Consider the following 24494-nt stretch of genomic DNA (forward strand, 5'->3'; position numbering starts at 1 on the left):
CCGAACTATTTAGAGGATTGATATAATTGTATTTTATTTAGAATTATTAGGGGATTAATATTATTGTATTTATTTAGGGTTATAAGTGTTGTCGGCATCGCACAAACGTCCTCATCCTATTTTTGCCTGTCGCGTTGTTGGCTTCACACACTCGCTCTAGTCACATACTTATGTATGCTCCTAGGGCCTCGTTTAGCTTGCCGCCTAGCGACAGACCGAACTATTTAGAGGATTATGTAGGTTTTTTTGTCGATATCAGAATTCGGCCTGTAGTGTTGTGTATGGGTTCTAGTTATATGCTTGGGGGTACGTTTAGCTAATGTGCTTATTCAAAAGCACCATTCATCAGTTTGATAATAGGGTCCGAACGCTTATAGCTGCTGATTAGAGGAACTAGGCGTTTGAAATGTTCGCTGGCACAGTGAATATCGAGCGCTTCTTGATTCGGCCACTCCTCGATAAAAATAAAGTGCCCAGGATCTTTTTGGCCAACGTAAAGGTCATAACTGATACACAATGGTTCTTGTTTGGTTGCAGCGACTAATTCACGATATAGAGGCATAACTATTTCAATCGCCTCAGTTTTAATAAAATCTTCCGCAATGACTTTTAACATAATACCATCCTTTGTAATGAATAATAGATAATCACACATTAACATAAAGTAATTATTAAGTACTAATTAATCAGCAACTTTAAGATATCAATGCATACTAATAACTAGAGTTAATATGAGTTCTCATTCTCATATAGAGTTTGCTATCATATTTCATAGAAGAATAAGGAAATAGTTAATGAATAAAAAATATTATATTCAAAATATGTGTTGGGGTTGGTTTATGGGAGCCCTGTTTTTATATTCTTATTTGGGGAGTGAACTCAAATATAAGTCACTGATGTTATTTATTAGTGTTGTTGGTATTATTATTTTCCCATTTGCGAAATGGGCAGTTGAAAGCTTCTTTCTCATGTTTACCACTAGAGAATTTTGGAATAGAGGCATATTTATGGACACAGCGGGTAAGGCTGGAGGATTAGCCATATATGGTGGTGTTGTGTTTTTATTATCTATTCCAATTACGTTGGTTTTTATTATAACTCTATTTATAAGAAGATTGTCAGCGAAGTAAATAGCATCTATTTTATGATTAAAAACCAATCAAATTATTTGCTTCTTCGACTAAACTATCATTAATCAATGCGCCTATCCCTGCAATAATTAAGCCGTATCCTAGTACACCAATAGGCCCGCCAAGCAATGTACTAAAAGCGAATCCAGCAAGAGCTGTAGCTGCCATTCCAGCCGCTATTGTTTCTGTTTTAACAAAAAAAGGTCTCCAATTATTAGTGTCGATTGCTTTTATTAATTCATTTGACCAATCAATAAAGTCAATTACTCGGCTTGTGTATAACATACCCTTACTAAATTTCTTGAAATTTTTTGCAATATCTTCAGCTTTAACTGATTCTAATGCTGCTGTAATGGCTTTGCGATCTTTTGCATCAATTTTCCTACTAATATTATTGCTATACTTATTATAAGCTTTTAATGCATCCTCAACATTACGGATTTTTTTTCCTTTAGCTTGTTCTGCCATAGCTTTAGCCAATTTCTCTGCTTTTTCACCGTAAGTATTAAAAACTTCTTTATAAAAATCAGTTGTAAATTTAACTGAACCTTTAATTTCCTCTGCTTCTTGTTTCTTTATTTTACTTAAATCCTGCTCTATTTTGGGCTTCATCATTCTGTATAATCCACCAAAAGAGCGCCAATAAATAGTGTACATTAGCTCGAGCTTTCCACTTTGGTAGGCACTTAACATCTTTTTATAAGGAGATGTTTTTTCAAAACGGCAGTCACTAGCCCCACAAACTCCACATATTCCTTTTGCCATCGCATTCAGAATATGGTCTGGTAAAATTCTGTCAGGGGTTACGTGAAGAGTCGGGAGTAGTAATACACCATCGCTTGTATATGCATGGCCATTTTCCCAACGGTCTATTTGCTTATAGTCATAATCCATAAAATTTCCTCAGTTAGTGTGCGGAATCATTAAACGTATGTACTTTGTACAGATATACGATGCATTTATTAATGACTACCTGTCAAAGGCTTTAGGAGGGTAAATTTTATTAGTATTTAATGAATTACAATGAGTTAAACGTTTTTATAGCCATAAAAAAAACCTTGATAGTTTCCTATCAAGGCTTCGGTGTTTTAAAACTATTAAGTTTTAGTGACTAGATGGTTTTGCCATTGCAGAGGTTGCTACGTTTGAAGCAACATGGCCACCTGCGCCGCCTTTACCTTCAAAGGTAGAGGCTTCACGCTGATATTCTGTTATCTCAAATGGTGCAGCGGCAGTTGTAGGTGCTGGCGCTTTTGTCATTGGAGAATAAGCATGGCGTTTATGTAAGCTGACCGCAGGGCTACTTGCTACCACAGCAGGCTCAACCGCTGTAATAGGTTCGATAACTTCCTCAATACGGGCAACCTCAACTGATGCAGTGACAGCAACTTCAGCATGCTGTGCTTCTTCAACCACGTCATTAATCTCTTTATTGACAATAACAGGTGCCGTTTGTTCGTCTGCGATAGTAACGCTTTCAACCACTTCTGTTTGAGCTATTTCAGCCTGTGGCTCAATAACGTCAGCCACTATTGCTACAGTCTCTTTTACAGCTTCGACGGTTTCAACTTCTTGCGAAACACCAGTTTTCTCTTCGACAATAACTGGGGCTGGTTCAACAATGTGCTCGACAGCGGTTGGTTCGTTAACTAAAGAAGTGTCTACAGTCGTGTCCTGAGACTCGAGTTTAACTTCCTCAGCCACGACAGGAGTGACGGCCACGCTACTTTGTGACGGGGTAACATTTGTCGTTTCTGCTACAGGAGCATCATTAATACTTTGTTGTTCAAGCATTTCTTCATTAGTGATGATTGCCATGCTTTCTTGTTGAGGCTGGGCAATTGGGTAATGAATAAATACTTTGCCAGACGCAAGCTCAGGTGAGGCAACGGCAGCGATTAATGGCATTGGTGATTTAGTTAAATGGCGCTCATCACGGTAGCGACGACGACGTTGACCACTGACACGCAAGTGACGAGGTGAACGACGAGAACGGCGTGGAATGATGGTGTCTTGTTTTTCTTCACCATCAACTTGAGCCACGGCTTCTTGACGCTCTTCAGTTTGTACTTCACCTTCAGTTTGGTTCACAGATACCGTTGGTGCAGGTAATGCTGCAACTGGCTCAGTGGTTACTTCAGGTGCCGTTTCAACAGGAGTAATGATTTGCTCGCTATCAGTAACACGGATTTTTTGTGTCAATTGACGACGTTGGCGACGTGGCGTAACAGGACGTTGTACTTCTTCCTTTTCAGCCGCATTCTCTACATTGTCTTGCTGAACATCTTGTTGTGATTTAGCAACTTGCTGTTGACGTTTTTCATCTTGACGACGGCGACGTTCAGCGCGTTGTTCACGACGTTGTTGCTGATTATCACGATTCGCATTGTCAGTTGTTTGCTCGTCTTGCGTGTTCGTATTCTTATTGTTGCGACCTTTATTGCGATTATTCGTTTCATCCGCTGATGCATTACGATTATTGCGATCATTACGGTTGTCGCGATTATCACGGTTATCACGATTGTCAGTATCATCGCGGTCACGACGATTATTATTACGACGGTTATTGTTGCGACGATCATTATTCCGGCGGCGATCATTATTATTGCGGTTTTTCGGTGCTGGTTTCTCAACCACTTTTTCTTCTTCGCCAAACAGGCCTTTAAAGAATGCCGCAATTTTGCTGAACAAACTAGGGGATGCAGGTTCAGCCGCCGCTGATTTAACAGGTGCTTTTGTTACAGTTTCTTTTGGTTTCACTGTAGACATGTCTACAGGCTCTTGCAGTGCAAAAGCTGAAATTGCAGGTTGCTCAGGGATTTTGCGCTCAGCGGTAGTCTCGTCACTTTGTGTCAAAGTGACGGTTTCGTGATATTGAGCTAAGTTATAGCTTAAAGTATTTACCTCTTCACCTTTACGAATGCGGATCACATGGAAGTGAGGTGTTTGCATTTGGTCATTAGGGACAATCACAACGCGAACATGGCTTTGGCGTTGTTCGATATCACTAACGGCTTTACGCTTTTCATTCAATAGGTAAGATGCAATTTGTACAGGAACAATGGCATGCACTTCGTGAGTATTTTCTTTCAGTGCCTCTTCTTCGATAAGGCGAAGAACAGACAGGGAAAGTGATTCGTTATCACGAATGGTTCCTGTTCCTGAACAGCGAGGGCACACGTGATGGCTGGATTCACCTAACGATGGGCTCAAGCGCTGACGTGACATTTCTAATAAACCAAAACGAGAGATGCGTGCAATTTGAATGCGAGCACGGTCTTGGCGTACAGCTTCACGTAAGCGGTTTTCTACTTCACGTTGATGCCTAACTGGCGTCATATCGATAAAATCGATAACAATCAAACCACCTAGGTCACGTAGACGTAATTGACGTGCAATTTCATCAGCCGCTTCTAAGTTAGTATTGAACGCAGTTTCTTCGATATCGCCACCACGTGTTGAACGTGAGGAGTTGATATCGATAGCGGTCAGAGCTTCAGTGGTATCAATAACTAATGCACCACCTGATGGCAAACGAACTTCGCGTTGGAACGCAGATTCGATTTGCGATTCAATTTGGTAGTGGCTAAAAAGTGGAACATCGCCACTGTAGTGTTTGATTTTGCTTGCAAAATCACCACGACCGATAGCTTCGATATGGTTGCGTGCCATTTCGACAACTTTCGGGTTATCTATTAGGATCTCACCGATATCTGGGCGTAGATAATCGCGGAATGCACGAACAATAACGTTACTTTCTTGGTGGATCAAGAAAGGTGCAGGGCGGTTTTCAGCGGCTTTTTGAATCGCTTCCCAGTGACGTAAACGGTAAAGCAAATCTTGTTGCAGTGATTCTGCAGATTTACCCACACCCGCGGTGCGAACGATTAAGCCCATGCCATCTGGAATTTGTAAAGAAGACAGCGCTTCTTTTAGCTCAGTGCGGTCTTCGCCTTCGATACGACGTGAAATGCCTCCTGCACGTGGGTTATTTGGCATTAAAACGAGGTAACTTCCTGCCAAGCTAATGAAGGTGGTTAATGCGGCACCTTTATTTCCACGCTCTTCTTTATCCACTTGAACGATAACTTCTTGGCCTTCTTTTAACACATCTTTAATGTTAGGACGGCCTTGGGAGTGATAGTTGCTTGGGAAGTATTCACGAGCGATTTCTTTGATAGGAAGGAAACCGTGTCTTTCAGCGCCATAGTCAACAAAAGCAGCTTCAAGACTAGGTTCGATACGAGTGATTTTACCTTTGTAAATATTGGCCTTTTTTTGCTCATGACCGGGACTTTCAATATCCAAATCATAGAGGCGTTGCCCGTCAACAAGGGCAACACGCAACTCTTCCTGTTGAGTTGCGTTTATTAGCATTCTTTTCATGTTATTACTTACTCATTATTTTCTTTTAAATAAAGAGCAGCGAAAGAAAGAGCTACTGTAAACCGATGGCCTCGTGATTTTTACAAAACCGTCTGCCTCGCGGCAGTCGTTCGTATAGAGACGCGCAGTATTCGGTGAACCTGATTTTTAGATTAAAAATTCAGCGTTCTTAATCAGGATGCCGTAAGTTATTAAAGAAAACGGAAGTTCCTAACCCAATAAGCCAAAATTCGTTGCTCGCTAATTTATTTGATGTTGCTAAATGTCTTACGCCATTGCTGCACTGTTACGCCATCAAATAAGAAATCCTATAAAACGTTAACTTTCGTTTTTTAAACATCTTAGCAACTTCATATTATTCCATTGCCATAGGCATTATAGCAAGTCGATACGGAAGTTATATGGAAATTTTATTTAGAAATAGGATAAATCATGCAGAAAATAACCAAATTAAAAAAAAAGATAAAAAATTTTGTGGAGTCGGTATGATAGGGAAAGCGAATAAGAGCATATTTTAATCAATTAGAGTTAACGCATTCCCGAATGAATACACAAAATCAAGTTCAATTTATTGACATCAGCGATGACGAAGCTGGGCAACGTATCGATAACTTTTTGCTCACTAAACTTAAAGGTGTACCAAAGAGTATGATTTATCGCATTATCCGCAAAGGGGAAGTGCGTGTTAACAAGGGGCGGATAAAGCCTGAGTATAAATTAGTCGAAGGGGACCAAGTCCGCGTTCCTCCCGTTAGGGTTGCTGAGCGTGAAACTGCACCGGTTTCGGCTAAACTGGATAAGGTCGCTGCATTAGCGAATTGCATTTTATTTGAAGATGACGTTCTCTTAGTGCTGAATAAACCATCTGGTACTGCTGTTCATGGTGGAAGTGGTTTAAGCTTTGGCGTTATCGAAGGCTTGAGGGCTTTGCGACCCGAAGCGCGTTTCCTTGAATTAGTCCATCGCTTGGATAGAGACACTTCTGGGATTTTGTTAGTGGCGAAAAAACGCTCTGCACTTCGCGCACTACATGAACAATTGCGTTTAAAACAAATGCAAAAAGATTATTTAGCACTCGTAAGAGGTAATTGGCAGTCCCACATGAAAGTTGTTCAAGCTCCTTTACTGAAAAATATTCTACAAAGTGGTGAACGTGTTGTTAAAGTTAACAGCGAAGGGAAGCCATCAGAGACACGCTTTAAAGTGGAAGAGCGTTTTGATAATGCAACTTTAATAAAAGCGAGCCCTGTCACAGGGCGTACGCATCAGATTCGTGTGCATACTCTCTATGCGGGGCATCCTATTGCATTTGATGACCGTTATGGTGACAAGCAATTTGATAGCCAATTGGCCGGAACAGGTTTAAACCGCTTATTTTTGCATGCGAGCGCACTGAAATTTACACACCCTAAAACGGGAGATGAGATGCGTTTGCAAGCTCCATTAGATAACCAATTGAATCACTGCCTGAAAATACTACGTAGTCGTAAAGCAGAAAAGTAGGTCATTTAATTAACTGGCAGGTATTTCCTGCCAGTTAAATGATTAATTATCAAATAATGGACTAACTTGGTGTTGGCGTAACATTTCAAGTAATAGAATAAGTGGAAGCCCCACTAACGTATTGGGGTCACGCCCTTCCAAACGTTCAAATAAGCTAATCCCTAATCCCTCTGATTTAAAACTTCCAGCACATTGATAAGGCTCATCTTTAAGTAAGTAATTAGTTATTTCGGCGTCAGATAGTGATCTAAAATGAACGTGAAACAATTCACACTCGACATTAAACTTACCTGTTTCAGTATCGAGTAAACATAGGCCAGTATAAAAAGTGACCTTATTGCCTGACGCAGATTTAAGCTGCTGAAAGGCATTATCAAAATTATGCGGTTTGCCCATAATTTTATTTCCAATTACACAGACTTGATCAGAACCGATAACTAGGTGCTGAGGGTATTGAGCAGAGAGTGCGTTGGCCTTTTCATGAGATAAACGCATGACTAAAGCCTGAGCGGACTCATTCAATATGGGCGATTCATCAATATTGGGAGCCACTGCTAAAAAAGGCAATCCCAGTTTTTTTAGTAGGGCTTGTCGGTATGTTGAAGTTGATGCCAAAATAATCGATTTCATGATTTTTCTCGAAACTCGTAGCCAAAAGGGTTAACTCATTTTAAACTATAAAACGTAAAACCTACGGTTTTTTGGTGAAAAGGCGAGTTTACCCCGCCTTTTTCTTTGACTATAGCTCATTACAAAGTTAATATGCGCGCCTTATGCAAAAGGTAAAATTACCCCTGACTATCGATGCGCAGCGTGCAGCTCAGAAAAACCTCGACTATGTTGGGAGTTATACATCTGAGCAAGTTACACGAATTGCCGAATCAGTAGTCAGTGTAGATAGTGATGTAGAAACCGAATTATCATTTAAAATTGATAATCAGCGTTTGACTGTCATCGAGGGGAAATCCCAAGTGGATGTCACCTTACAATGCCAACGTTGCAGAACTGATTTCAAACATCATGTCTACGTATCGTATTGTTTTAGTCCTGTCGTCAATGACGAAAAGGCCGAAGCATTACCGGAGCTCTATGAACCGATTCAAATTGATGAATTTGGTGAAATAGATTTGCTGGGAATGATAGAAGATGAAATAATTCTATCCTTACCAGTGGTTCCGGTTCATGATTCTGAACACTGTGAAGTGTCCGAAGCGGACATGGTGTATGGTGAACTGCCTCCTGAGGCAGAAAAACCAAACCCATTTGCCGTATTAGCCAGTTTAAAGAAAAGTACTTAAGGAGTAAGGTCAATGGCCGTACAACAGAATAAACCAACTCGTTCAAAACGCGGTATGCGTCGTTCACATGATGCACTGACTGCTACCCTAGTTTCTGTAGATAAAACTTCCGGTGAAACTCACCTGCGTCACCATGTGACTGCAGATGGTTACTACCGTGGCCGTAAGGTTATCAACAAGTAATTTGTTGTTACCTTGGCTAATCTAACCATCGCGTTAGATGCTATGGGCGGGGATGTTGGTCCCCGCGTCACGGTGCCTGCTGCATTGCAGGCACTGGCATCTAATCCAGCACTCAAATTACTGCTTGTCGGTCAACCCGAAGCCATTCAACCTTTGCTTGCACAACAAAGTGCTGAGCTAATTTCGCGCGTCGAAATTATTCCTGCTGACGGCATTATCGCAAACGATGCAAAACCATCAAACGCGATAAGGCAAAGCAAAGGAACATCGATGCGAGTGGCCTTAGAGTTAGTGAAGACAGGGCGGGCACAAGCGTGCGTGAGTGCGGGGAATACGGGTGCGCTGATGGGCTTAGCGAAATTAATGCTAAAGTCTATAGAGGGGATTGAGCGCCCAGCGCTAATGACAATCCTACCTAATCAGCAAAAAAGTCAAACAGTAGTGCTAGATTTAGGCGCTAATGTTAATTGTAGTAGTGATATGCTAGTCCAATTTGCCGTAATGGGTTCCGTGATGGCTGAAGAAGTGGTTAACATTTCTAAACCGAGAGTTGCGTTACTGAATATTGGCGAAGAAGAGAGTAAAGGGTTGGATAATATCCGCGAAGCCGCCTCAATATTAAAAGAAACGACATCAATTAACTACATTGGTTATGTAGAAGGTAACGAGTTACTGACAGGTAAAACCGATGTGTTAGTGTGTGACGGCTTCGCAGGTAATGTCTCATTGAAGACGATGGAAGGTGTAATACGCGTCATCCTTTCATTGATAAAATCGACCGGCGATCAACATAAAAAAAGCAGTTGGTTTATGCAACTGGCGAAAAAATGGTTAAAAAAACGTTTAATGAAACGTTTTGGGGACATGAACCCCGACCAGTATAACGGTGCGACTCTGTTAGGATTAAAAGGTATTGTCATCAAGAGTCACGGTGCAGCGAATGAAGGCGCTTTTCAAGCGGCTATTGACCGCGCAGTACAAGCTGTTGAAAAACAAGTCCCAGAAAGAATAACAGCGCGACTAAATATTGTTTTACCCAGGAGTGATCAATAACCTATGGCTATGTACAGTAAAATCTTAGGAACAGGCAGCTACTTACCAGCACAAGTACGTACCAATGCTGATCTGGAAAAAATGGTTGATACTTCTGATGAGTGGATTGTGACACGCACTGGCATACATGAAAGAAGAATTGCTAACGAAGAAGAAAGTGTTTCAGTGATGGGTTTTCATGCGGCCAAAAATGCGCTGGACATGGCACAAGTCGATGCAACAGACATTGGTTTAATTATCGTCGCAACCACATCAGCAACTCACGCTTTCCCTAGTGCAGCTTGCCAAATCCAACAAATGCTTGGTATTCAAGATTGTGCGGCATTTGATGTCGCAGCTGCATGTGCAGGTTTTACTTATGCGATTAGTATTGCTGATCAATTCGTTAAAACGGGCATGACTAAAAAAGCATTAGTTATTGGTGCAGATGCATTATCTAAAACATTAGATCCCGAAGACCGTGGCACAATTATTTTATTTGGCGATGCGGCAGGGGCTGTGGTTATTGGCGAATCTGAAGAGCCGGGTATCATTTCGACGCATTTACATGCAGATGGCCGTTATGGTGATTTACTCACATTACCTAATCGTAGCCGTTGCTCTGAAGACCCTGCCTATTTGACCATGACAGGTAATGAAGTCTTTAAAGTTGCAGTGCGTGAATTAGCGCATATTGTTGATGAAACATTAGCACAGAGCGGTATTGCCAAAGAAGAACTTGATTGGCTAGTTCCACATCAAGCAAATTTAAGAATTATTTCTGCGACGGCGAAAAAATTAGATATGACGATGGATAAAGTCGTTGTCACATTAGACCGTCACGGTAATACTTCTGCTGCATCAGTTCCTACAGCGTTGGATGAAGCGGTGCGTGATGGGCGTATTCAGCGTGGTCAACTTGTGCTTTTAGAAGCCTTCGGTGGCGGTTTCACTTGGGGCTCTGCATTGGTTCGTTTTTAATTAACTGAGAAAATAGACATGACACAATTTGCTATGGTATTTCCCGGACAGGGTTCTCAGTCTTTAGGGATGTTAGCAGCATTGGCTGAAGAAAATCAGCTGGTTGAGCAAACATTCGCTGAAGCATCGGAAGCATTGGGTTACGATCTCTGGGCGTTAGTACAAAATGGGCCAGAAGAAGAATTAAACAAAACATGGCAAACACAGCCTGCGTTATTGGCAGCTTCTGTGGCTATTTTCCGTGTTTGGAAAGACAAAAATGGCGCAATGCCAACGATGATGGCGGGTCACAGCCTTGGTGAGTATTCTGCTTTAGTTTGCGCGGGTGTTATCGACTTTAAACAAGCGATTAAACTGGTTGAATTGCGCGGAAAACTCATGCAAGAAGCCGTTCCTGAAGGCACTGGTGCGATGTATGCCATTATTGGTTTAGATAACGAATCAATTGAAAAAGCTTGCCAAGAAGCTTCTCAAGGCCAAGTTGTTTCACCGGTTAATTTTAATTCACCGGGCCAAGTCGTGATTGCGGGTGAAAAAGCCGCAGTTGAACGTGCGGGTATCGCATGTAAAGAAGCGGGGGCTAAACGTGCGTTGCCATTATCTGTTAGCGTTCCGTCTCATTGTGCATTAATGAAGCCAGCTGCTGATAAATTAGCCGAAGCGTTAGAAAAAATTGATTTTTGTGAGCCAGACTATCCAGTTATTAATAATGTTGATGTTAAAATTGAGAAATCGGCACAAAATATTCGTGATGCTTTAGTCCGTCAACTGTATAATCCAGTACGCTGGACGGAAACAGTAGAATTAATGGCAGATCAAGGTGTTGAACATCTTATTGAAGTAGGCCCAGGAAAAGTATTGACTGGTCTTACCAAGCGAATTGTCTCTAATTTAACTGCCGTCGCAGTCAATGATCCTGTATCATTAAGCACTGCTTTAGAAAATAGCTGAGGACGACATGAGCTTTGAAGGAAAAATTGCACTGGTAACAGGCGCGAGTCGTGGAATTGGTAAAGCTATTGCTTTAACATTAATTGCTCGTGGTGCTACCGTTATCGGAACAGCAACCAGCGAAAAAGGCGCAGAAGCCATTACCGCTTATCTTGATGGTAAAGGTAAAGGTTTAGCGTTAAACGTGACTGATGCAGCATCAATCGAAGAAACTTTGACCAAAATCCGTGAAGAATTTGGTGAAATTGATATTTTGATTAATAATGCAGGTATCACTCGTGATAACCTATTGATGCGTATGAAAGAAGATGAATGGCAAGATATTATTGACACCAATCTTTCATCCGTTTACCGTTTGTCTAAATCCGTTTTGCGTGCCATGATGAAAAAACGTTGTGGACGTATTATTTCAATTGCATCCGTTGTCGGTGTGATGGGAAATGCGGGGCAAACTAACTATGCAGCAGCGAAAGCAGGGTTAATTGGTTTTAGTAAATCATTGGCTCGTGAAGTCGCTTCTCGTGGTATCACTGTCAACGTCGTTGCACCTGGTTTTATCGAAACTGATATGACTAAAGCATTGACAGATGAACAGCGTGCAGGCATTTTATCTCAGGTTCCTGCGGATAGACTGGGTGATGCACAAGAAATTGCCAGTGCTGTAGCGTTTTTAGCTTCTGATGAAGCTGCTTACATCACAGGTGAAACATTGCATGTCAATGGTGGCATGTACATGATCTAAAGAAATGATGGAACTATTTGCATTATTAGTGTTATCTAACGCTAAATAATGCAAAATAATAGTTCCAACAGCCGGGATTGGGTTGTATCTTTTCCTGTATTTCATAAACTACGAAAACCATCGCGAAAGCGAGTTTTGATAGGAATTTTAATAGTATGAGCACTATCGAAGAACGCGTTAAGAAAATCATCGTTGAACAACTGGGTGTTAAAGAGGAAGAAGTTGTAAATACAGCTTCATTTGTTGATGACTTGGGCGCTGATTCTCTTGACACAGTTGAGCTGGTTATGGCTCTGGAAGAAGAGTTCGATTGCGAAATCCCTGACGAAGAAGCTGAAAAGATCACAACAGTACAGGCTGCGATTGACTACGTCGAGAACGCATCTAAATAATTGTACGAAAAACTTATCTAGGCGATCACTCGATCGCCTATGTTCCTTTTGTAACTTTTCCCTCCTTGGAGGAAATACGTGTCTAAGCGTCGTGTAGTCGTAACCGGACTGGGCATGTTATCTCCTGTCGGCAACACAGTTGAGTCATCATGGAAAGCTGTTTGTGACGGACAGAGTGGTATCAGCCTAATCGATCATTTTGATACTACTAACCACGCAACTAAATTTGCTGGCTTAGTAAAAGATTTCAATTACGAAGAATTTGGCATCTCCCGTAAAGATGCTAAGAAAATGGACCCATTTATCCAATATGGTATCGCCGCGGGCTTTCAAGCCTTTAAAGATGCTGGATTGGAAGTAACAGAAGCCAATGCTACTCGAATTGGTGCAGCGATTGGTTCTGGTATTGGTGGGTTAGGCTTAATTCAGGACAACTGTGAGTCATTACTGCACGGTGGGCCTCGTAAGGTAAGTCCATTCTTCGTACCATCGACCATCATTAATATGGTGGCTGGTCATTTAAGCATTATGTACGGTTTCCGTGGTCCAAGTATTTCAATTGCAACTGCCTGTACATCAGGTGTGCATAATATTGGTCATGCAGCTCGTATGATTGCTTACGGTGACGCCGATGTAATGGTTGCAGGCGGCGCTGAAAAAGCGACTACACCACTTGGTGTGGCTGGTTTCGGTGCAGCGCGTGCATTATCGACTCGCAACGATGACCCGCAAGCGGCAAGTCGCCCATGGGATAAAGACCGTGATGGTTTTGTTCTGGGAGATGGCGCAGGTATCATTATTCTTGAAGAATATGAACATGCGAAAGCACGCGGTGCAAAAATTTATGCTGAAATTGCAGGTTTTGGGATGAGCAGTGATGCTTACCATATGACATCACCACCTGAAAATGGTGCGGGTGCAGCACTTGCAATGGAAAATGCACTAAATGACGCAGGAATCAAAGCGAGTGACGTGGGGTATATCAATGCTCACGGTACTTCAACTCCTGCAGGCGATTTAGCAGAAGCGCAAGCAGTCGTTAATGTATTTGGTGAGGGCACAGATGTATTAGTCAGCTCAACTAAATCAATGACTGGGCACTTACTTGGTGCTGCAGGTGCTATTGAGTCAATCTTCACTATTTTGGCATTGTGCGATCAAATTGTTCCACCTACCATTAATTTGGATAACCCAGATGAAGCGTGCAAACTGGATTTTGTTCCAGGTGAAGCACGTAAAGTGGATAACATGGAGTATGCTCTGTGTAACTCGTTTGGTTTTGGTGGCACCAACGGTTCATTAATTTTCCGTCGTTATCACGGCGAATAATTAATCTATTACCGTTAGTTATTAGCCCTAGTCACGTATTGTGGCTGGGGCTTTATTTTGCCCAGTTCTTTGCACAGTTCTTCGCTTTAGTTTATGATAATCCCACTTGATTACTGTCTGATTTATCAGCTTTTATTATAAGTATTATCAATGTCATATTGGGTTAATGGGCAGCTTTGCCAGCAAATAAGTGTTACTGATCGCGCAGTCTCTTTTGGGGATGGCTGCTTTACGACCATACATGGCGTTAATCAGCAAGCTAAAATGTTAAATGAGCATATTGTTCGGTTAAAGCACGATAGCCAAAGATTGAAAATTGTTCAGCCAGATTGGGAAAGGTTGGCAGAGCATCTAAAGCAGGTTTGTGCAGAACAGACTCAAGACGAATTTGTGGTCAAAGTGATTATTAGTCGCGGTGCTGGTGGTAGAGGATATAGCTCTAAAGGTTTTACCTCGCCGACGGTGATAGTCAGCGTTTCTCCCTTCCCGAATAATTATGCCCAATTACAGTGCAAAGGGGCTAACCTCGTTCTCAGCCAAATTCCATTGGCTCGTAACCCATTGCTAGCAGGGATGAAACACCTCAACCGCTTAGAACAAGTCCTTATTAAGCAAGAGGTTGATGAACTTAATGCAGATGAAGCTATTGTGCTAGACACCGACGGTATTATTGTTGAATGCTGTAGTGCTAATGTTTTCTGGCGAATTGGTCAAACAGTGTATACCCCAGTTTTATCTCATAGTGGTGTGAATGGATTAATGAGACAAAAGATAATATCACTGTTACAAGATAGCCAGTACCATCTTCAACAGGTGGAACGCTTTGCTAACGTCTTAACTCATTGTGATGAAGTGGTTATTTGTAATGCGCTGATGCCAGTTTTACCGGTACAAAATATTCAAATGGATAAACAACTTCCACCATTACAATTTGCGTCTCGTGAGCTGTTTGAGTATCTATTTTTGCGTTGCAAAATTTAGTTTTTATAAATGAATTAATTGTTACCAACACACGCATTGAAATGGTCAATAAATGAAATTAGCCAAAAAAATCATTCTAATCGCCGTTACCTTGGCTGCTATTGTCGCAGCCGCGGTCTATTGGCAATATCGTCAAGTACTGGACTATGCCAAAACGCCTATCAATATCACACAAGAAAAAATTTTTACGGTACCTGCGGGAACTGGACGTGTCGCATTTGAAGGGTTACTTATAGAAGATAAAATTCTTGAAAAAGGAAATGAATTTCAATGGTTACTCAAACTACGCCCTGAACTGGCTCAGCTAAAAGCAGGAACTTACCGCCTGCAACCGGGTATGAATGTGGAACAACTACTACAATTAATTGTAAGTGGTAAAGAAGCACAATTTTCGATCCGTTTTATTGAAGGTAACCGTTTAAGTGATTGGGGGAATATTTTACGTGATGCTCCTTACTTAGAGCATAAAACCACCAACTTAACCCCGACAGAACTGCATGCCCTGATTGGGTTTAACGGAGAAGGGACTTTAGAAGGGTGGTTATATCCTGATACCTATTTATATACAGCGGGGACAACAGACGCTGAAATTTTAAAACGTGCTTATAAACGTATGCAAAACAGCCTTGATGAAGAGTGGAAAGGGCGTGATAGGGATTTACCCTATAAGAATGCCTATGAAATGCTTATTATGGCTTCGATTATTGAAAAAGAAACCGGTATTGATAGTGAAAGAGCACAGGTTGCATCCGTATTTGTTAACCGCTTAAAGAAAAATATGCGTCTACAAACCGACCCAACCGTCATCTATGGGTTAGGTGAAAAGTATCGTGGTAAAATTTATCGTAGTGATTTAGATAATTACACACCATACAATACTTATAAGATTGATGGTTTGCCACCAACACCGATTGCAATGCCGAGCCTTGCATCGTTAAAGGCTGCCGCACATCCGGCTAAAACGGATTACATATTCTTTGTCGCAGATGGTAAAGGTGGGCATACTTTTAGTCGTAATTTAAACGACCACAATCGTGCCGTTAAAGTTTACCGCCAATTTGAACAGCAAAACTGATAAAAATGAAAAACCAATTTATTGTTATTGAAGGACTCGAAGGAGCTGGTAAAACAACTGCAATCAATACGGTTGTGGAAACGTTGAACCAAGCAGGGATCACAGATATTGTCTTTACTCGCGAGCCTGGTGGAACGCCATTGGCAGAGAAACTCCGTGAGCTGATAAAGCAAGGTATTGCAGGTGATAAAGTCACGGATAAGGCTGAATTGCTGATGTTATATGCAGCCCGTGTACAACTGGTTGATACAGTGATCCAACCTGCATTAGCGGCTGGCAAATGGGTGGTCGGTGACCGTCATGATTTATCTTCCCAAGCGTATCAGGGGGGTGGACGTGAAATTGATCGTCATTTGATGCAATCATTACGTGACTTAGTGTTGGGCGATTTCAAACCTTCATTAACCTTATACCTTGATTTACCTCCTGAATTAGGTTTACAACGTGCAAGGTCACGGGGTGAATTAGATAGAATTGAAAAAGAATCGTTAGCCTTTTTCGAAAGAACACGCAGCCGTTATCTTGAGCTGGCTGCGGGTGATGAAACGATACTCACTATTGATGCCAGCCAAAACATTGAGCAAGTACAGCAAGATATTCGCCAAACGTTGACACAATGGTTAGCGCGTGCTTGATAAACCACATAAGGTATTAATCCCATGAATTGGTATCCTTGGTTAAATGAACCTTACCGACAAATTATTACTGCGTACCAAAACGGTAGAGGCCACCATGCGTTACTGCTTCACTCAATACCGGGAAATGGGGCACAAGCACTATGCTATGGAATTAGTCGTTGGCTTATTTGCCAAGAAAGAGACGGGCTAAAAAGCTGTGGGCAATGCCACAGCTGTCGTTTGATGCTCGCTGGTAATCATCCTGACTATCATATTATTGAAGTAGAAAAAGGGAAGTCTACTGTTAGTGTTGATGCGGTTAGAAAATTGATTGAAACCTTGAGTCGCCATGCTCAACAAGGCGGCAACAAAGTGGTGTATATTCCACAGGTTGAAGCATTGACAGATGCAGCAGCTAATGCGTTATTGAAAACATTGGAAGAGCCAGCAAAGGATACTTACTTTTTACTTGGAAGTGATAAACAAGAGAATTTGCTTGCGACCATTCGCAGCCGTTGCCTAAGTCATTTCTTACCTGCTCCCGATCCACAAATAGCACTCTACTGGTTGCAAAAGCAAAAGCCGGGTATTGCTGTTGAAAATGCGATAACGGCATTAAAAATATGCCAAGGTGCGCCACTTTCTGCGCTAGCCTTATTGGATGAACAACGCTGGCAAAAACGTAATGCACTATGCCATAGTTTAGGTCATGCATTGCAAACGGGGGATATGTTGAGTTTGCTGCCTAGTTTGAATATTGATGAAGCGCCTGATGCCTTAAATTGGCTACTTAGCTTATTGGCGGATGCTATTAAAATTCAACAAGGGGCTGGGGCTTTTTGCATCAACCAAGATCAGCAATCTCAAGTTCTGCAATTAGCTGGTGCTATGAATCGAACACAGTTAATAAATATGTATGATAAGTGGTTATATTGCCGCCATCAATTACTGACAGTTCCTGCACTGAATCAGGAACTGATTCTGACAAATCAATTATTACAATGGGAAGCTTCGTTGTCTCTCCCTACATTTTAAAAAGAGTTAAATATGTTTGTTGTTGATTCACACTGTCATCTCGACTGTTTAGATTATGAAAAATTACATACGAATGTCGACGATGTTATCGCAAAGGCTTCGGCCCGTGATGTCCGTTTCATGTTAGCTGTTGCAACAACGTTGCACGGTTTTGAAAGCATGAAAAAAATGATTGGCATGCGTGACAATATTGCTTTTTCATGTGGTATTCATCCTCTCAATTTAGACGAAGGATATGATTTCGCACGACTAGCACAATTAGCCGCAGGAAATGAGGTTGTTGCGCTAGGAGAAACTGGGCTGGATTACTATTATCAGCAAGAGAATGCCGCGTTGCAGCAAGAGTCTTTTCGTCAGCACATTCGCATAGGTCGTGAAGTCAATAAACCCGTCATTGTGCATACTCGTGCGGCACGAGAAGACACTTTATCTATTCTACGCGAAGAAAACGTGATGGACTGTGGCGGAGTATTACACTGCTTTACTGAAGATAAAGATACGGCTGTTGAACTACTCGATTTAGGTATGTATATCTCATTTTCAGGGATCGTCACATTTCGTAACGCAGAGCAAATTAGAGAAGCCGCCCGTGTTGTTCCTTTAGACCGAATTTTAGTCGAAACTGACTCGCCATATTTGGCTCCTGTTCCTCATCGTGGCAGGGAAAACCAACCCGCGTTCGTCCGGGATGTTATTGAGTATATGGCGGTGCTAAAGGGGGTTAGTGTTGAGCAACTCGCTGAAATCACGACACAAAACTTCAATCGTTTGTTTCATTTAAATGTTGGCACAAATAACGTATAAATTAGTTCACTAGAACGATTAAATGACTAAGGAAATTGAAATGGCAGAAGAAACGATTTTCAGTAAAATTATCCGTCGCGAGATCCCAGCAGACGTGGTTTACCAAGATGAACTTGTCACCGCATTTCGTGACATTTCGCCACAAGCACCTTCTCATATTCTTATTATTCCTAATAAATTAATTCCAACTGTTAATGATGTTACTGTGGATGACGAACTTGCATTAGGCCGTTTGTTTACTGTTGCAGCGAAAATAGCCAAAGAAGAAGGTATTGCAGAAAATGGCTACCGTTTAATCATGAACTGCAATGAACATTCAGGGCAAGAAGTGTTTCATATCCACATGCATCTAGTGGGTGGTCGCCCATTAGGGCCGCTATTGGCGAAATAATAAGGGATCAGCAATGAACCGTATTGCATTACTTGCTTTGGTAACTGTGTTGCTAAGTGGTTGTATATTTAAGAAAACACAAGGGCTGGTTTTTAATGAGCAACAGCGCATCATTATGGAGCCCGCAGTACTTGCACAAGGGGTCATTGTCGAAAACCCAGTGATAGGTAGTGAAAATCATCAAACTATCGCTACTATTAACATGAGTAATTCACAGCCTAAAGTGGTGAATATTGCTTATCGTTTATACTGGTATGATAAGCAAGGATTAAACGTAGAAACATCGAATACCTTGTATCAGCAAATCGCAGCAAATTCTGATGTGAAAGTTCGTGCTGTGACTTCTTCTCCACGTGCAACAAATGTACGTGTTCATGTATTTTTATCGTCAAAGGCCGGAGAATAATAATGAAACGCATCTTAATGGTTGCTGCCGCGACATTAATTTTGGCTGGGTGCCCTTCATATCCACCTCAACAACCAGGTACACAACCCCCAATTGTGCCAGTAGAGCCGGAAAAACAACCAGAAGTGACTCCGCCACCCGTTGATGTTGTTCCAACTCCACCAAAGCAACAAACAACAGATTGGTCCGCTTCCATTACACCTTTAGTTAATCAAATGGCCAGTGCGGATGGGGTCGAAAACGGCAAAGTACTGTTAGTTGATTCAGTGAAAAATAACACGAATGGTTCAATACCGGTGCAAACTGTAACATCAGTTATGACAACCGCGGTTGAGAACACCAATCGTTTTAAAGTGGTTCCCGCCAGTGTGGTGAGTTCCGCACGTAAAACACTCGGTTTATCACAAGAAGACAGCTTAGTCACCCGTAGCAAAGCGATAGGGTTAGGCCGCTATGTCCAAGCGGAGTATGTGATTTACAGCGTGATGTCAGGTTCAAATAAAGAAAGAAGCCTTGAAATGCAATTGATGGATGTGCAAACAGGTGAAATTGTTTGGACTGGAAAGCACAATATTGAGTAACCAGCAGTCACTTTTTCGACTGTTAGTGACACATTTTCCTACAATCTCTGTACGTGATTGGAAAATATCCTCACTAACAGGGTTGTCAGGTGGAAGTTATTTACTGGAATGTTTTCTATCTGCTCGCGAAGTGAAGCTGATAGCGCGTGCAGATGGAAATGCACAAACTGCTTTGTATGTTGACCGAAAGAAAGAAGCGCGGATATTGCAGCAATTACGCGCTTATTCATTTACACCTCAAGTGATTGGTCGGAATTCACAATGGTTATTATTAGGGTGGTGTGAAGGGCAACACCCTGATAACAATACTTTTTTGTTACCTAGTTTTCAGTGCGAGCTTGTAAATATAGTCACACAATTACATTGTGCTCCACTGCTGGGGTATCATTTACAACTCCGCAATGAAATATCTCATTACGGCTATTTAATTGATAAAAAACGGTTATCACCTCGCTGGAAAAAACTCCATCGCCATTTTACCTCTGCCTCTTTCCCAAAAATGCTGAAACTCGCGCCTGCCCATATGGATATTCATGCAAAGAATATTATATGCACATCAACAGGGCAGCTAATGCTATTGGATTGGGAGTATGCGGCAAATACAGATATCGCATTCTCTTTAGAAACCTATTTCCAATTTAATGGTCTGACAGACATTCAGCGAGATTTTTTCTTGAGGCAATATTGTGATGTTCACGGTGCTTATCGAGACAAACAGCAATTGGCGAAAAGCTGTCAATCATGGGCACCTTGGGTAAAATATATGACATTAATGTGGTATGAAGTGCAGTGGAATGAAAGCCAGTCAACTGACTTTTTGGTACACTCACAATTATTACGGCAATATTTTGGTTTAATAGGTTGATAGCCAAAGGCTATCAGAAAACAGTATCGGATTAAGACAATTAGTTTAATAAGTGAGGCATGTTATGGGCCCTATAATGCTAGATGTTCAGGGTTATGAATTGGACAACGAAGAGCGCGAAATATTAGCTCACCCATCCGTGGGGGGGTTAATACTGTTTACCCGTAACTTTCATGACGCAGCCCAATTACGAGAGCTTGTCCGCCAAATTCGTGATGCATCAAGACACCGGTTGTTGATAGCTGTTGACCAAGAAGGTGGTCGAGTACAACGTTTCCGTGATGGTTTCACCGCATTGCCTTCTGCTCAGGCATTTGCAGCACTCAATAGTGAAATCGATGGTGCTAAACTCGCTGAAGAGGCGGGTTGGTTAATGGCATCAGAGATGATAGCCATGGATATTGATATTAGTTTTGCACCTGTTTTGGATCTTGGCCATCAAAGTATTGCGATAGGCGAACGCTCATTCCACGAAGACCCTGAAATTGCGATGATCATGGCAGAACGTTTTATTAAAGGTATGCGCAGTGCGGGTATGAAAACGACAGGGAAACACTTTCCTGGTCACGGTGCAGTGAAAGCTGATTCACATAAAGAAACACCACGGGATGACCGCTCCTTGGAGAAAATTCGTGGTAAAGATATGTTGATCTTTAAAGACTTTATTCAGCGAGAACTACTCGATGCAGTGATGCCTGCTCATGTTATTTATACCCAAGCTGATGATCGCCCTGCGAGCGGTTCACCATTTTGGTTAAAATCAGTATTGCGAGAGCAACTTGGTTTTCATGGTGTCATTTTCTCTGATGATTTATCGATGGAAGGCGCTGCGGTGATGGGAAGTTATCCTGAAAGAGCCCAAGCATCGTTGAATGCGGGATGCGACATGATTTTAGTCTGTAATAATCGTGAAGGTGCAGTCAGCGTCTTAGATAACTTACCGAAACAATATGATAGCCAAGCTTCTAAGCTATATCATAGCGGCCGACAATATAGTTTAACAGAGTTGCAAGCAGTTGAGCGTTGGAAAAATAGCCATCGTCAACTCGTTGATTTGCATGAGCGCTGGCAAGAACATCGCTAATAATTTCTAGTACATCTGAAAGGCCAGTAATTTATTACTGGCCTTTTTGCATAAGTACGCAAAAAAGACAAATTGCTTTGCATGAATAAAATAATAAAATTATGACTTGTGGTAAAAGTTACCCGTAACGTTCTTGTTTTTTAGAGTTAATCTCAATGTTCTTTTCGACTATATTTGATAAAAATGAACTAATACTTATTTCACTATTAAAAATAATTAGAAGGTTTTTATTAATCTCATTAGTGTTATGTTTCATTTTTGAAAAAATAAAATAGAAATTTTGATTGTTTTATTTGTTGGTAATTACATTTTGAGTTTAATTGAAATAAATAACCATATATTTGCATTATGTCTGGTTTTTTATATGGTTAGAGTGCTGGGTATAGCTATGTTAATTTTAATAATGAAAGCAATCATCTTAAAAAGTTAAGATGATTTTAAATAAATGAAAAATAGAATGATTCAATCAGTGCTTAATAACTATTGGTGCCTATCATTTGCTCAAGTGTTACTTAATTTAAATTTGCCTACAGAGAATAATACTTTCTCTTATGAGGGGGCTATAGAACGATCATGAGTAAATATACATCAACAAATACTACGCATTCATATGAAAGTTTCTATTGGGTGAAATTTTATACATATAGCCAATATGTATAAAGCTATTACAAATACCTATTTAAGTGGATGAGTTAACAAATAAATGAATTGCTGATAAAATTCTATTCAAAATAATGAGTTACATATTAAATTTACCTTAAAATAAAACGTGACATACATCACTATTAAAAAGTAGCTTATTGCAACTGATGTGGCGTGTTGTGACAGTGATCGTTTTAATTGACATAAAATTACGATAGCATTCGTATTATGAAAGATTTATGACAATTTAGAGTGATAAGTAATCAATTAAAAAAATAGCAATTTAATAGTTGCATTTTAAGTTAAATATTCAAATTTATTTGAGATGATTATTTCTCAGGGATATTTTTTGCTCTAAAAAATTATATAGGAAATAAAGTGCAATTTTTTCTTAATAAATAATACAGTGTCGATAAATACAGTGCCGAAGTGTGAGGTTTAAGCTAGATAAACACCAAATATGAGTAAGTGGCGCTATCGAATCAATAATGTATTTTTGAATTCCTATAAGGAATATTTCTATTCATAGTAATAAGTAAACATAAATACAGGAAAATACTGTATTGAATTTTATATTTAAAATGACTTATGTGTTTGAAATGGATGTATCTGTTTGTCTTTAAGTTAAATTGTTTTATTAAGCTAAAAATAAAAATGGTGTTTTGTTGTTCATGGAAACATGGTACAGCATAAAATTAATTCAAATAATCATTAACTAGGTTAATTCCAATGAAAGTTAAAAATATTGCGTTATTAATGCTTTCTCCTTGCTATTTAGCGGTAGCAATGGCAAATGCCAGCAACTGGGAAGATTCTATCAAGGAAAACTCATTCATTGCGGATTCGGAGCTAGAACTGTCAACCCGTAACATGTGGAAATACTTAAAAACAGAAAACCGTTTTGATAAAAACGAAAACCGTTATCGAAAACAAGTTGCGAATGCTTGGGGACAAAACTTTCAAGCAGATTTCAAATCAGGTTATTTTGCTGATGTAATTGGCTTTGATGCCTCTTATTACGGCGGTATCAAACTGGGGGCAAGTAAAGACTTCGCCTCCCGTGCAATTTTATATAATGATGATGGCCATGCGAAAGGGTACAACAAAATTGGTCAACGTTATGCAAAAGTAAAACTGGACCTTGAGCCAGTAAAATTTAATGCGAAAGCAGGTTGGTTTACGCTGAAAAATACGGGTATTTTCACGAATTCACAGCGTTTATCATTGAACAGTTATAGCGGTTACTACACTAATACTGCGATCAGTGATTGGAGTTTGGATTTATTATATCTCGATAAGAAAGTCATGCGTCGCGATAGCCCAAATATTGATGCCATGTATTTCACTGATGCTAATGGTGTTCGACACAATGTTAATCATGTCATTACAGGTGGTATTAACTACAATACTAAACCATTGAAAGTATACTATTTCTATGGTCAAGCAGATGATTTATTCCGTCAGCAAGGTTTAGAAGCAAAATATAAACTGACTTCAGATGTGACACTAGGTACACAAATCTATAACCATGAATACGGTAGTGATGGTAAACGTACTGAAACCGATAAACAAAAAGGGAAGCGTAATTTTGACAAACGTGCATGGCACTACGCAGGAACGGCAGAATGGCGTATTCCTGAGTCACCTTGGACGTTAAGCACAGGTTTAACTCATACCCAAGCGAAAAAAGCGAATGGCGTAGGCCAGTTTGCGCGTAACCCAATTGGTAACACTCGTGGCCGTTTTAACTCACCAGCCTATGCAGATATCGACTACGTACGCGATGGTGAAACCATGGTTGCAATGGCGGCAGAGTATCGTATTAATAAAGAACTCTCTGTTGGTGCGCGTACTAACTATTCAGAATTTAAATATGAAGGTGAAAGATTAAAACAAGGTCAATTCGGTCTATTCAGCTATTGGAAACCAACTGAAAACCTTTCTGTTTCGTTAAGTGGCGGTCTGGGTTGGCACCACCGTCAGGAGAACGACTACACGACGCCAAAATTATATGATGGCCACTCACGTCGTGCACACTCGTTATCTGGATCAATGACAACGACTTATCGTTTCAAAATGTAGTCGA

At 40.8% G+C, this 24494-nt stretch carries 25 protein-coding genes; 21 read left to right on the forward strand and 4 right to left on the reverse strand.

The window, feature by feature from the left end:
* Positions 1–325 precede the first annotated feature (325 nt).
* Positions 326–616 carry a putative quinol monooxygenase gene (locus M1F26_RS08195; protein ID WP_140172535.1) on the reverse strand — a complete coding sequence of 97 codons (291 nt, stop codon included), beginning with the start codon at positions 614–616 and terminating at the stop codon, positions 326–328.
* 178 nt (positions 617–794) lie between these two features.
* Between M1F26_RS08195 and M1F26_RS08200 the strand changes: the two genes are divergently transcribed.
* Entirely contained in the window at positions 795–1130 is a 336-nt protein-coding gene (locus M1F26_RS08200; protein WP_140172534.1) for a colicin E1 family microcin immunity protein, read from the forward strand.
* Between the two features lie 18 nt (positions 1131–1148).
* Here M1F26_RS08200 and M1F26_RS08205 read toward each other — a convergent pair whose 3' ends face one another.
* Entirely contained in the window at positions 1149–2024 is an 876-nt protein-coding gene (locus M1F26_RS08205; RefSeq protein ID WP_140172533.1) for a colicin-like pore-forming protein, read from the reverse strand.
* 210 nt (positions 2025–2234) lie between these two features.
* Complete coding sequence (rne, locus tag M1F26_RS08210; protein WP_140172532.1) at positions 2235–5516, reverse strand: ribonuclease E; 3282 nt, start codon at positions 5514–5516, stop codon at positions 2235–2237.
* Between the two features lie 543 nt (positions 5517–6059).
* On the opposite strand from rne, the gene rluC reads away from it, so the two are divergent.
* A complete protein-coding gene (gene rluC, locus M1F26_RS08215) occupies positions 6060–7019 on the forward strand; it encodes a 23S rRNA pseudouridine(955/2504/2580) synthase RluC (protein WP_140172531.1) in 960 nt (319 codons plus the stop codon).
* Positions 7020–7061: 42 nt separating this feature from the next.
* On the opposite strand, the gene M1F26_RS08220 is transcribed toward rluC, so the two are convergent.
* Complete coding sequence (locus tag M1F26_RS08220) at positions 7062–7649, reverse strand: Maf family protein (RefSeq protein WP_110591839.1); 588 nt, start codon at positions 7647–7649, stop codon at positions 7062–7064.
* A 143-nt stretch (positions 7650–7792) separates the two neighbouring features.
* Here M1F26_RS08220 and yceD point away from each other — a divergent pair, with 143 nt between their 5' ends.
* The 19 genes from yceD to M1F26_RS08315 all read left to right on the forward strand — a co-directional run bounded on the left by yceD (position 7793) and on the right by M1F26_RS08315 (position 24490).
* Positions 7793–8317 carry a 23S rRNA accumulation protein YceD gene (yceD, locus tag M1F26_RS08225; RefSeq protein WP_004253206.1) on the forward strand — a complete coding sequence of 175 codons (525 nt, stop codon included), beginning with the start codon at positions 7793–7795 and terminating at the stop codon, positions 8315–8317.
* 12 nt (positions 8318–8329) lie between these two features.
* Positions 8330–8500: a 50S ribosomal protein L32 gene (gene rpmF / locus M1F26_RS08230; RefSeq protein WP_004253223.1), complete on the forward strand. Its 171-nt coding sequence runs from the start codon at positions 8330–8332 to the stop codon at positions 8498–8500.
* 12 nt (positions 8501–8512) lie between these two features.
* Complete coding sequence (gene plsX, locus M1F26_RS08235) at positions 8513–9553, forward strand: phosphate acyltransferase PlsX (protein ID WP_140172530.1); 1041 nt, start codon at positions 8513–8515, stop codon at positions 9551–9553.
* 9 nt (positions 9554–9562) lie between these two features.
* Positions 9563–10513 (forward strand): beta-ketoacyl-ACP synthase III, encoded by a 951-nt coding sequence (locus M1F26_RS08240; protein WP_094960620.1) that lies wholly within the window; start codon positions 9563–9565, stop codon positions 10511–10513.
* A gap of 18 nt (positions 10514–10531) precedes the next feature.
* Entirely contained in the window at positions 10532–11464 is a 933-nt protein-coding gene (gene fabD / locus M1F26_RS08245; protein WP_140172529.1) for an ACP S-malonyltransferase, read from the forward strand.
* Positions 11465–11471: 7 nt separating this feature from the next.
* Positions 11472–12206 carry a 3-oxoacyl-ACP reductase FabG gene (gene fabG / locus M1F26_RS08250; RefSeq protein ID WP_004253233.1) on the forward strand — a complete coding sequence of 245 codons (735 nt, stop codon included), beginning with the start codon at positions 11472–11474 and terminating at the stop codon, positions 12204–12206.
* Positions 12207–12361: 155 nt separating this feature from the next.
* Positions 12362–12598, forward strand: a complete 237-nt coding sequence (gene acpP, locus M1F26_RS08255) for an acyl carrier protein (RefSeq protein ID WP_004253236.1) — start codon at positions 12362–12364, stop codon at positions 12596–12598.
* Between the two features lie 78 nt (positions 12599–12676).
* Entirely contained in the window at positions 12677–13927 is a 1251-nt protein-coding gene (gene fabF / locus M1F26_RS08260; protein ID WP_071585850.1) for a beta-ketoacyl-ACP synthase II, read from the forward strand.
* Positions 13928–14077: 150 nt separating this feature from the next.
* A complete protein-coding gene (gene pabC, locus M1F26_RS08265; RefSeq protein ID WP_140172528.1) occupies positions 14078–14908 on the forward strand; it encodes an aminodeoxychorismate lyase in 831 nt (276 codons plus the stop codon).
* A 52-nt stretch (positions 14909–14960) separates the two neighbouring features.
* Positions 14961–15983 carry an endolytic transglycosylase MltG gene (gene mltG / locus M1F26_RS08270; protein WP_140172527.1) on the forward strand — a complete coding sequence of 341 codons (1023 nt, stop codon included), beginning with the start codon at positions 14961–14963 and terminating at the stop codon, positions 15981–15983.
* A gap of 5 nt (positions 15984–15988) precedes the next feature.
* A complete protein-coding gene (gene tmk / locus M1F26_RS08275; protein WP_004253248.1) occupies positions 15989–16618 on the forward strand; it encodes a dTMP kinase in 630 nt (209 codons plus the stop codon).
* A gap of 24 nt (positions 16619–16642) precedes the next feature.
* Complete coding sequence (gene holB, locus M1F26_RS08280) at positions 16643–17635, forward strand: DNA polymerase III subunit delta' (RefSeq protein WP_110591836.1); 993 nt, start codon at positions 16643–16645, stop codon at positions 17633–17635.
* Between the two features lie 12 nt (positions 17636–17647).
* Positions 17648–18439 carry a metal-dependent hydrolase gene (locus tag M1F26_RS08285; RefSeq protein ID WP_140172526.1) on the forward strand — a complete coding sequence of 264 codons (792 nt, stop codon included), beginning with the start codon at positions 17648–17650 and terminating at the stop codon, positions 18437–18439.
* A 40-nt stretch (positions 18440–18479) separates the two neighbouring features.
* Complete coding sequence (gene hinT / locus M1F26_RS08290; RefSeq protein WP_036957623.1) at positions 18480–18830, forward strand: purine nucleoside phosphoramidase; 351 nt, start codon at positions 18480–18482, stop codon at positions 18828–18830.
* Positions 18831–18843: 13 nt separating this feature from the next.
* Positions 18844–19236, forward strand: a complete 393-nt coding sequence (locus tag M1F26_RS08295) for a YcfL family protein (protein ID WP_004253275.1) — start codon at positions 18844–18846, stop codon at positions 19234–19236.
* Positions 19237–19238: 2 nt separating this feature from the next.
* Positions 19239–19817, forward strand: coding sequence for a penicillin-binding protein activator LpoB (gene lpoB, locus M1F26_RS08300; RefSeq protein WP_004253278.1), 579 nt, complete (start codon positions 19239–19241; stop codon positions 19815–19817).
* Complete coding sequence (locus M1F26_RS08305) at positions 19780–20682, forward strand: phosphotransferase (RefSeq protein ID WP_227528965.1); 903 nt, start codon at positions 19780–19782, stop codon at positions 20680–20682. Before lpoB ends, M1F26_RS08305 begins: the two co-directional genes overlap by 38 nt.
* Before the next feature lie 64 nt (positions 20683–20746).
* Positions 20747–21766, forward strand: coding sequence for a beta-N-acetylhexosaminidase (gene nagZ / locus M1F26_RS08310; RefSeq protein ID WP_140172524.1), 1020 nt, complete (start codon positions 20747–20749; stop codon positions 21764–21766).
* Positions 21767–23137: 1371 nt separating this feature from the next.
* Positions 23138–24490 carry an OprD family outer membrane porin gene (locus M1F26_RS08315; RefSeq protein ID WP_140172523.1) on the forward strand — a complete coding sequence of 451 codons (1353 nt, stop codon included), beginning with the start codon at positions 23138–23140 and terminating at the stop codon, positions 24488–24490.
* Positions 24491–24494: the final 4 nt, after the last annotated feature.

It is taken from the genome of Providencia sp. PROV048, from assembly GCF_033688165.1.
GTDB lineage: Bacteria > Pseudomonadota > Gammaproteobacteria > Enterobacterales > Enterobacteriaceae > Providencia > Providencia hangzhouensis.